General features: G+C 37.3%; 4 protein-coding genes. All 4 read left to right on the top strand.

Features of this window, described 5'->3' with window-relative positions:
- On the top strand, positions 1 to 528 hold a 528-nt coding region (locus DRF60_RS20685; RefSeq protein ID WP_133297262.1), incomplete at its 5' end, for a T9SS type A sorting domain-containing protein.
- 3 nt (positions 529 to 531) lie between these two features.
- Complete coding sequence (locus DRF60_RS21030; RefSeq protein ID WP_123902712.1) at positions 532 to 720, top strand: hypothetical protein; 189 nt, start codon at positions 532 to 534, stop codon at positions 718 to 720.
- Between the two features lie 107 nt (positions 721 to 827).
- Positions 828 to 3,713: a hypothetical protein gene (locus tag DRF60_RS20680; RefSeq protein WP_123902711.1), complete on the top strand. Its 2,886-nt coding sequence runs from the start codon at positions 828 to 830 to the stop codon at positions 3,711 to 3,713.
- A 6-nt stretch (positions 3,714 to 3,719) separates the two neighbouring features.
- The coding region (locus DRF60_RS20675) for a DUF6443 domain-containing protein (RefSeq protein WP_238640270.1) at positions 3,720 to 4,718 on the top strand (999 nt) is incomplete at its 3' end.

Here is a 4,718-nt window from a genome sequence, read left to right as displayed (position 1 = left end):
AACCAAGACCTGACCAAAGGAATCCTTTTAGGAGGCTATACCCAGGCAGAAGGAAGAATAGAATCTAATGATGAAACTTTCTGGATGCTCTACCTCAATTCCGATGGCAACGAGCAGTGGAGAAAATACGTAAAGGGAGACAGGAGACAAAGAGAGGAGAGACTTTCAGACCTGAAACTCAACAGAGACGGATCCATTATTCTGGCAGGAACCAGTGCAGAAGAACTTGGAAAAGAGAACTGGAAGATCGTGAAGCTGGGAGACAAACAAATTGATCAGCTGATTGAAAAACAGGACATCAAGATCTATCCGAATCCGGTTTCAGATTATGCTTATGTGGAAATAGGGTTTGACTTTAAAGAAGCTGATATTATGGTGTATGATATGGGAGGAAGACAGCTTCAGAGCTTAAAAACTGAGAATAAGGTGACGAAGATTAATACCCAGAATTTGATTCAGGGGGCTTATCTGGTTACTGTTAAGACTGATACCAATAAAACAGCTAATGCAAAACTGATAAAAAAATAGAAGATGAGAAAAAATATATTGCCAATTATAACTTTGATACTTTCAATAAATAAATTATATGGTCAAAATGATCATTCTATCATATTTCCTCCTACTCCGGAAGTGGCTTCCATTGGCAAATTTATAGATCAGCCTATGACTTTAAGCCGTGGAATTCCTGATATTACCATTCCTATTACAACCTTGCAGTAGGGAATCAATGGTCTTATCCAATTAACCTACAATATCAGGCGGGGGGAATCAGGGTTGAGGAACTGGCAGGAAGAACCGGGCTGGGCTGGAATGTAAACGGAATGGGAATGATTACCCGTACCGTGAAAGACTCTCCGGATGATATATCCGGAAGTGGTTATATGTATACAACTTATGGAATAGGAAAAGTAAAGCAGATGGTTCATAATAGCCAGGATACCAACACTCTGAATGCCATGAAAGAATACATTGATACAGAACCTGATGAGTATACTGTAAGTGCTAATGGTATTCAATTCCGTTTTTTTTATGACAGACAAAACGGAAGATTTGTGCAGGCTCCTTTAAGCAATATAAAGCTGGAACCCCAGTACAGCAATGGCCAGATTATTTCCTGGGTATTAACAAATACAGACGGGACTAAATACTATTTCGGAACAAACAATACTGTAGAATATTCTGATCTTTCTCAGAGTACAACACTTTCCAGTGATTCCTCCGGAGCAGGTGGCGGCACAGGTAATATACCACCTCATATTCTGACCTGGTATTTGATTAAAATTGAAGATACAAGAAATAATACATTAGAATTTCAGTACAAAGATAATCCTGTATATGAGTACCGTTCCAAAAATGGAGAATCTATGGTAAAATATAATGATAATTCCAAAGCTAAATACATCAATTATAGCCGGAGACAGATTAGAAATAAGTCTCTGGAAAAAATAAGATATAACAAAACAGAAGTTGTCTTTATTGATGATACCTCCATCAGACAAGACATGGCCAGTAACAAAGCCTTGAAAGAAATTCAGGTGAAGGAAAATGGAAGCCTAATAAAAAAGATAATCTTTAATTACAGTTATTTTACTGCTGACGACTACCAGCCTTATGATTCTTATTATTATTTTGCTGAGGATAAATACCGCTTGAAACTTGATAATGTAAATATTTATAAGGGGACCGACACAATCCCTCAAAAATATGAATTTCAATATAATTCTAAGAATCTGCCCAATAGGTATAGCTACTCACAGGATGCCTGGGGGTTTTACAACGGTAAAACTAATTCGGAACTGATTCCTAAAATGGTAGGTTTTTTAACTGATGTTGGTTCTGCAAAAAGAAATGTATCATTAGAATATGCTAAAGCCTGTATACTTGAAAAAATTATTTACCCTACCGGAGGTTTTACTACTTATGAATATGAATCTAACACTGTTTCCAGGGTTATGCGGGGGCAAGGTCCCTTGAATTTTGGAGAGGTACAAACTCAGAATTTTTGGCTTGAAGCAGATATGGATATAGACCCACAGCAGGTTACAGTGATAGATAAGCCAGAATACAGGGGGAGATTGACGGTTAACAGACCGGCAGGTAATGTAACATTAAGGACGACTATTGAAGGATGTACTGACCAGCTTAATACCAGTGCCTGTAAATACAATGTAAAAATAGTAGGAGTAAATAACCCTACCAATATTACAGTTACACAATCACAGCTAAGCTTAATGTTGCCTAAAGGGGAATATGATGTCGTTGCTGTAAAGGCAGGAAACGGGAGTAGCCAGACTTTAGGTTTTAATGTTGTGGCTTATTGGGATGAATTAATGGATGATCCTAATAATCTTATTGTAGGAGGACTACGGGTAAAACGGATCAATTTCTTTGATTCAAATGGAAATCCTTTATTTGCAAGTCAATACGAATATAATAAGATTGTAAATGGAGAAATACAATCCAGTGGTAATTTGCTCGACTATCCTGTTTTTCTTTTTAATTATACGGCGGGTTCTAATTTTTCAGAATCAAAAATAAGCAGTACACCTGTTTCGCCTTTATCCAATCTTTCTATGGCATCAGTTATTTATGATAATGTTACTGAAAAAAGAATAGATCCGCAATCTAAGACATTAGGACACACGGATTATTCATACACTTTTGATTTGAAAGCAGACCCTGAATATTATACTGAGGGAACTATTGGCAGGGATCTTACAACAAACGTATTTAGCTGGCGAAATGGGCATCTGCTATACAAAAAAGATTTTGATGAAAACAATAATCTTTTGCGGTCGGTGATTAATGAATATTCCAGTAAAAATAAATTCTCAATCAGTGATTTCGGCGGGTATTTTGAAGCACGGAAAAGAAATCCGGAGCCATTTTACAGCTATCAGTTTTATCCTTTTATTACTGATACTTTCAGCCTGGATAAAACAGAAGCCGTTGATTATTTAGATGGGAAAACTGTAAAAATAAATACTGAGTACTTTTATAATAATCCTTCTCATTACCAGCTTAACAAACAGAAAACAACTTTTCCTGATGGAACTATCGATGAGACCAATTACAGTTACGCCCACGAAAAGGCTAACCAGAAGTTAATTAACGCCAATATGATAGGTATTCCTTTGGAAACAAGTACAGTTCACAAGAAAGATGCAAATGATGTATCAGGAAAGCTTATTTCAAAAAGTGAGACAAAGTATGATAATCCTGCTAATTTATTTCCAACATCTGTATTATCTTATGATTTACAAAACCCTACAGTTTCATCCACAGAAGTTACCTACGACAAATACGATTCCAAAGGCAACCTCCAGCAGTATACAACAAAAGAAGGTATTTCAACAACCATCATCTGGGGTTACAACCAAACTCAGCCCATTGCAAAAATAGAAGGCGCAAAATTATCAGATATTTCCCAGTCTGCTATTGATGCTATTGTCAATGCTTCCAATACTGATGCAAGTGCGGTTTCAAATAATGATGAAACTTCATTTTTAGATGCTTTAAAAACATTTAAAAATAGTTTGCCCAATTACCAGATCACCACTTATACTTATGATCCTCTGATTGGCGTAAGAAGCATTACCCCTCCTTCAGGAATCAGGGAGCTTTATAAATATGATACTGCCAACCGACTTGAAAAGGTGATTGACATCAATGGAAAAGTATTGAAAGAATTCAAATACAACTACAAAAACTAACACACGATGAAAAAGATAATCATTCCAATCAGTACTTTGTTTGTGACAGGACTAGCCTATGCACAGACAACCCCAAGTACTACAGAAAATTACGTTTATTCAAAAACATATCTTTCAGACCCTGCCCTTTCAACCCCCAAAACCTCAGAAACCGTTCAGTATTTTGACGGGTTGGGAAGACCAAAACAGGTAGTGAATATCAAAGCTTCACCACTAGGAAGAGATGTGGTTACCCATATAGAATACGATGGGTTCGGAAGACAAGTGAAGGACTTTCTTCCTATTCCTCAGTCAGGAACCCAGAACGGGGCTATTGTTCCTGGCCCTCTGACCAACGCCACCCAACCCGGAATTTATGGTTCGGAAAAGATCTATGCAGAAAAAGTGCTGGAAAATTCGCCTCTTGACAGAATCCTTGAACAAAAGCAAGTAGGAAATGACTGGATCAATAAACCCGTAAAATTTGGCTATGATGCTGTTACCGTTGCAGACAGGGTGAAAAAATTCACCACTGTTACCACTTGGGAAAATGGAGCTACTAAATCTGTTTTGGGTGAAAACTGGTTATATACCGACGGACAACTATACAAAACTTCTGTAAAAGATGAAGACGGCAATGAAACCATAGAATTCAAAAATGGACAGGGACAGCTTATCCTAGCCAGAAAAGTAATCGCTGCAGACGAGTATGCGGATACTTACTATGTATATAATGAATATAATCAGCTGGCATTTGTAATTCCACCACTTGCAAGTATCCGTGGTGATATTGCCACTAATACTTTAAAACATGATGAACTATGTTACCAATACCGTTATGACGGAAGAAGTCGTTTAGTAGAAAAGAAACTTCCTGGTAAAGGCTGGGAATATATGGTATATGACAAACAGGATCGTTTGATTGCAACACAAGATGCCGAATTAAAAAACAAAGGACAATGGTTGTACACCAAATATGATCAGTTTTCAAGGGTTATCATGACTGGAATATCCCAGGCCATGGGC

The organism is Chryseobacterium elymi (assembly GCF_003385495.1).
Lineage (GTDB): Bacteria > Bacteroidota > Bacteroidia > Flavobacteriales > Weeksellaceae > Chryseobacterium > Chryseobacterium elymi.
The sequence above is the reverse complement of the archived record's forward strand: the minus strand, read 5'-3'. Positions and strand labels throughout refer to the sequence as shown.